The sequence below is a fragment of the Azospirillum sp. TSO5 genome, from assembly GCF_003116065.1.
GTDB lineage: Bacteria > Pseudomonadota > Alphaproteobacteria > Azospirillales > Azospirillaceae > Azospirillum.
In genome coordinates this window covers 1-5,894 of sequence record NZ_LGQY01000167.1, presented here as the reverse complement: position 1 = coordinate 5,894, position 5,894 = coordinate 1, and the positions used below count along the sequence as shown (strand labels likewise).

The window sequence follows — 5,894 nt, the reverse complement described above, 5'->3', positions numbered from 1 at the left end:
CCGCGAGGGGTCGGCGGCACCCCCGGCGGCCCGCCGCTCTCGCGCCAGCGCAGCACCAGCGCGCCCGCGGCGGTGCGGGAGGAATGCCCGGAGCCGGCATGGCTCGCCAACCCATCCCGTGCAGCCGGCCCGGCAGGCGGCGTGATCTCCCAATCCAGATCGATGCGACCGCTCTCCGCCGACAGGGCGCCGTATTTCGCGGCGTTGGTGGCGAGTTCGTGGAAGGCGAGGTGCAGCGACACCGCCACGCCGGTGGTCAGGTTGACCGGCGGGCCGCCGACCCTGACGCGGCCGGCATCGACATGGGGCTCCAGCGTCAGGGCGGCGATCTCGCTCAGCGAGGCGCCCTGCCAATGGCGGCGGGTCAGCAGGTCGTGAGCCTGGGCCAGGGCACGCAGCCGCGACTGGAAGGCATCGGGGAAGGCTTCCACCGAAGGGGCAGCGCGCAGGGTCTGCTTGGCGATCGACTGCACCATCGCCAGCGTGTTCTTGACCCGGTGGTTCAGCTCCTCCAGCAGCAGGAGCTGTCGCTCCTCGGCCTTCTTGCGGTCGGTGATGTTGAGCGAGACGCCGGCCAGACCGGTCGGCGTGCCGTTCTTGTCGTAGATCGCGCGGCCACGCACCTGGACCCATTGGAGGCTGCCGTCGGGCCAGATCGTGCGGTATTCCATATCCAGCGGCAAACCGCTGGTCACCGCCTGCCGGACCATCGCCTGCTGAGAGTCGCGGTCGTCGGGATGGACGCGCTCCAGCAGCCGGTCATAAGTCGCGATATCGGCCGGATCGGAAAGCCCCAGATTCGCGGCGCAGATCGACGAGACACGCAGTTGGTTGGTCGCCAGTGTCAGCTCCCAGGACCCCAGCCGCCCGGCCTCCAGCGCGAAGCGCAGACGCGCCTCGCTCTCGGCCAGGGCCGCCCGCTTGTCGGCCAACTCGTTGCGGTCGCGCGCCTCCACCAGGGCGCGGCGGACCACGACCTGCAGGCGCTCCATGCGCAGCTTCACCACATAGTCGGTGGCGCCCTTCTTCAGCGCCTCGATGGCGTTCTCCTCGCCCAGCATGCCGGACACGAAGATGAAGGGGACACGGGGCAGCCGGTCACGCGCGATCGCCAGCGCCGACATGCCGTCGAAATCCGGCAGGTCGAAGTCCGACAGGATCAGGTCGTAGGGACCGCCGTCGGCGATGGCGTCGATGAAGGCCTGCCGCGTCTCGACCCGGTGAATGTCGAACGCGTGGTCGTCGATCATCATCAGATGTTCGCGCACCAGATCGGCGTCCATGCCGCTGTCCTCCAGCAGCAGGACACGGCACGGGATCGGCCGGCCCGGATCGGCCGGCCCACTGTCCGTGAAGGGGGAGCCGGCCAAGGGAGAACCGGCGGACTGGCCGGCGAAAGGTTCCATCACCTGCGCCATCAGCTGCCGCGCGGCCTGCGGGGATGACATCCGGGCGGCGGCTCGTTCAGGATCGCCCAGAAACTTCCGATGTCGCGGATCGCGTCGAAAAACTCCTTGAACCCGACCGGCTTGACCACGAAGGCGTTCACCCCCAGCCGGTAGCTGCGGACGAGGTCCTGTTCCTCCTTGGACGAGGTCAGCATGACGACGGGAATGGCGCGGGTGCTGTCGTTGGCCTTGATCCGCTGCAGCACTTCTATCCCGTCCACCTTCGGCAGCTTGATGTCGAGGATGATGACGGCCGGATATTTCGGGTCGGTCGGCTTCGACACCGCCTGCCCATCCTCGTGGAACAGGTAGGACAGCGCCTCCGCCCCGTCGCGGGCGACGACAATGTCGTTGGCGAGCTGGGCCTCGGCGAAGGCCTCCAGCGTCAGCTCCAGGTCCTTCGGGTTGTCCTCGACCAGCAGGATCGGTTTCAGCTTGGCCATGGGGCTACCTCGATTCGGCGGCTGATGACCGCGGCAGGGAGAAATGGAAGGTCGCACCGTGGTCCAGCCTGCCCTCCGCCCAGACCCGTCCGCCGTGGCGCTCCACGATGCGGCGGACATTGGCGAGGCCGATGCCGATACCCTCGAACTCCTCCTCGCGATGCAGGCGGTGGAATACGCCGAAGAGCTTACCGGCATAGGCCATATCGAATCCACGGCCATTATCGCGCACGTAGAACTCATGCGCGTCGGCGGTGGTGCGGCAGCCCACCTCGATCTCCGGCGCGGCGCGGTCGCGGGTGTATTTGATGGCGTTCGACAGCAGGTTCTGCACCACCAGCCGCAGCATCGTCGGGTCGCCGTTGACGTTGGGGAGCGGATGCACGGTCCAGCGCACGTCGCGGCCCTGCAGGTCCGGTTCCAGCAGGTGGCGCACTTCCTCGACCAGCCGGCCGACATCGACCTCCACCCGTGCCAGCGTGGTGCGGCCCAGCTGCGAGAAATGCAGAAGCCCGTCGACAAGCCGGCCGGCCGAACTCGCCGCCTCGATGATGCTGTCCAGATAGTGGCGCTCCCGCTCGTTCAGCTTGTCGGCGGCGCGGGAGCGCAGAAGTTCGGCATAGCTGGTGACGTGGCGGAAAGGTGCCCGCAGGTCGTGCGAGACCGAGTAGGAGAAAGCGGCCAGTTCGCCGTTGCTGCGGCGAAGCTCCTCGTTCAGGGCGGCCATCTCCTCCGCCTTGCGCAGCACGATGCTGACGATGGCGTTGCGGAAATCGCCGGCCGCCTCGATCTCGCCATGGCGCCAGGGCAGGGACTGGCCGCGCACCGTCTCCTTCCAGGCTTCGAAGGAATTGCGGGGAGAGAGCCGGCCGCTGGAGTCGAGCGGCTTGTTGGGATCGCCGGCCCAGTCGATGGACTGCACGATCTCCGGCCGGAACCACAGCAGATAGCTGGGATGGAGCTGCGAGATGGAGATCGCCAGCAGGCCGCTGGCGGTCCGATCCATCCCGGCGGCGGCCGGGATCTCGAGGGGAAGCTGGTGGCTGGCGAACAGATCCTTGATGCCCTGGCCGGCCAGTTCCGCGGCGATGGCCTCGACCACCTCCTGCGGCGGGGTGCGGCCGATCAGCCGGCAATCGCCGTCGAACAGAATCGCGGCGCCGTCGGCATTGACCAGGGCCAGCAGATCCTCGCGATCCTCGCTGAGGCCATCGATGAAATGCTCAGCCGCCGCCATATGGGCGAGCAGCCGCGCCTGGGTGCTCTTGGAGCGGATTCGGTGGTCGGCATCCAGCGCCCGTTCCAGCGCGATCATCTGGCTGGACAGCACCTGCCCCAGCAGGTCGCAGGCGGTGCGCACCGCGAAGGAGACCTGCCGCGGCTCGGCATTGTGGCAGGAGATCAAGCCCCACAGCCGGTCGCCGTCCATGACCGAGATCGACATCGAGGCCGGCGTGCCCATGTTGCGCATATATTCCAGATGGACCGGCGACACGCTGCGCAGCACGGAAAAGGTGAGATCCAGCGGCGGCGCATCCCGCCTGTCGGACAGAATCGGAACCGGCTGATAACGGGTGTCTGCGATCAGCCGCAGGCGATTCAGCGCGTAGAGCCGCCGGGCCTGCTGCGGGATGTCGGAGGCCGGAAAGCGCAGGCCGCGGTAGGAGGGCAGGCGGCCGTTGCCGTCCTCCGCGATGACGGTGCCGTTCCATTGTTCGTCGAAGCGGTAAATCAGCACACGGTCGAAGCCGGTCAGCGCCCGCACCTCCTCCGCGGTGCTGGCCAGCAGGGCGTCGAAGTCATGGGCCGCCTGCATGCGGCGGATGCCTTCGCGCATCTGCGGATACAGCGCCTCCAGCGTGCCGGCGCCGGTGGCGGGCAGTTCCTCCAGCTCCAGGATCACCAGATCGCCGGAGCGGTGGGCGATCGCCTGGAAATCCCCGCCGCCGCGCAGGTGCAGGATGTCCAGCTGCACCGGTTCGGCAGGGGCGGCACGCAGCCCGCGGAGCAGCGAAGCAAGGGAGCCGGCGTCGATCAGCTGGTCGACCGGCATGCCGAACGCATCGGTCGGCGGACGGTTCAACACCGCGCCCGCTTCCGCGCTGGCGCAGACGAGACGAAGGCTGTCCGCATCAATAGCCAGGAGATGGCCGTGCGGCTGGATGCTGCCGGGGATGTGAATCGGTTCGCGCGCGCAGGCGTCGAGATCAAGCGTGCCCGCCATGGTCGGGGGCCACGGTTCAGGTCCGGTTGCAGGCGTCACGGTCGTCCTTTGCTCATCTCGGTCACGAATCCGCCGGGCTCTTGCCGAAACGGACCCGCTTCAATCGGGTTCCACTGACATATGCCGATGGCTTCCAGCGGTATTCAGCATAATCAGCGGTATAGAAACCCTGCGTCCGCCGCGCGCACCGCCTTGAGGTGAACGAGGCGACAGCATGTCCCTTTAGACCCTATACTTTCATTATCATAGGTTAAGTTTTTTGCTTGTCCTCAGATTTTCCAATACCCTGCTCTTTTATCATACGTCGAAGATCATATTCCGCAATCAAGCTTGGTTCCGCTTATAAGAAAGCATGCCGTAGGGACTCCGGGACTGTCAGCGGCCAATGGGACGGGTGGGGAAGGGGACGCCATGAAAACCGAGGTGACGCGCCTGCTCGGCATCGATTACCCGATCGTACAGGGTGGGATGCAGTGGGTCGGGCTGGCCGAACTGGCCGCCGCAGTGTCGAATGCCGGCGGGCTCGGCATCCTGACTGCGCTGACCCAGCCGACGCCCGAGGATCTGGCTCGCGAGATCGCACGCTGCCGCGCGATGACCGACCGTCCCTTCGGCGTCAACCTGACCATGCTGCCGGCGGTAACACCGCCGCCCTACGAGCGCTATCTCGACGTCATCATCGACAGCGGCATCACCATCGTGGAGACCGCCGGCAACAGCCCGCGCGCCTTCGTCGAGCGGATGAAGGCGCACGACATCCGCATCCTGCACAAATGCACCAGTGTCCGCCACGCACTGAGCGCCGAGCGGGCGGGTGTGGACATCATCAGCATCGACGGCTTCGAATGCGCCGGGCATCCGGGCGAGGACGACATCCCCGGTCTGATCCTGATCCCCGCCGCGGTGCGGGCCTTGCGTATTCCGGTGATCGCCTCGGGCGGGATCGCCGACGGGCGCGGCATGGCCGCCGCGCTGGCCCTCGGCGCCCAGGGCGTCAATATGGGCACGCGCTTTCTCTGCACGCGCGAGGCGCCGGTGCATGACAGCATCAAGCAGGCGCTGGTCGCCGCCGGCGAGCGCGACACCAACCTGATCCTGCGCAGCATGCGCAACACCGCCCGCGTGTTCAAAAACGCCGTGTCGGACGAGGTCGTCGCGCTGGAAAAACGTCCCGGCGGCGCACAGTTCGAAGAGGTTCGGCCGCTCGTCGCCGGCCAGCGCGGCCGTACCGCGCTCCAGTCCGGCAATGTCCAGGATGGGGTGGTTTCGGCCGGCATGGTGATCGGCCTGATCGACGACATCCCGACCTGCGACGACCTGATCCGCCGCATGGTCGCCGACTGCCGCACCCACCTGCGCCGCGCCCTGGCGATGGCGGAGGAATGAACGGGCAGGGCAGGTCAGGATCAGAAGTTCGGTCAGAAGATCAGCTTCAGGATTCCGGTGACGACCAGCAGGCCGATGATGAAGATGATCAGGATGGCCCAGCCGAGAATCTTGAGCATGATGTCGGTCCTTCAATCGCTTCGTTCGTGATGCCGCCGGTTACCCGGTGACGCCACGGTCATGCTTGGATCAACCGATTCCCGGCCAAGCGGTTCCCGCAGAACGGGCAAGGATGTTCAGCGGGCACCGCGCCGATGGTAAGGCCCGCCACTACGGCGCCAAAAAACGCATAAGCATTCTTATGGAAATAAAATGGCGGGGAGGGCCGGGGGTTGGGGAAATCCCTGATCGGAAAAATGCCGCTCTCCGCGCAGGACTTCCGCCTCCGGCCGC

4 protein-coding genes are annotated in these 5,894 nt (G+C 66.7%); 1 reads left to right on the top strand and 3 read right to left on the bottom strand.

The genetic code is table 11. The annotated features are described in order from the left end of the window. The 3 genes from TSO5_RS31355 to TSO5_RS31345 form a co-directional block, all read right to left on the bottom strand. The coding region (locus TSO5_RS31355) for an HWE histidine kinase domain-containing protein (protein ID WP_247871060.1) at window positions 1–1,448 on the bottom strand (1,448 nt) is incomplete at its 3' end. Continuing rightward, the gene (locus tag TSO5_RS31350) at window positions 1,418–1,891 is read right to left on the bottom strand and encodes a response regulator (protein ID WP_109155280.1); all 474 of its coding nucleotides are present in this window, start codon (window positions 1,889–1,891) and stop codon (window positions 1,418–1,420) included. The genes TSO5_RS31355 and TSO5_RS31350, both read right to left, overlap by 31 nt. Window positions 1,892–1,895: 4 nt before the next feature. Beyond that, window positions 1,896–4,115: an ATP-binding protein gene (locus TSO5_RS31345; RefSeq protein ID WP_109155279.1), complete on the bottom strand. Its 2,220-nt coding sequence runs from the start codon at window positions 4,113–4,115 to the stop codon at window positions 1,896–1,898. A gap of 411 nt (window positions 4,116–4,526) precedes the next feature. Here TSO5_RS31345 and TSO5_RS31340 point away from each other — a divergent pair, with 411 nt between their 5' ends. Beyond that, window positions 4,527–5,501, top strand: coding sequence for a nitronate monooxygenase family protein (locus TSO5_RS31340; protein ID WP_109155278.1), 975 nt, complete (start codon window positions 4,527–4,529; stop codon window positions 5,499–5,501). Window positions 5,502–5,894: the final 393 nt, after the last annotated feature.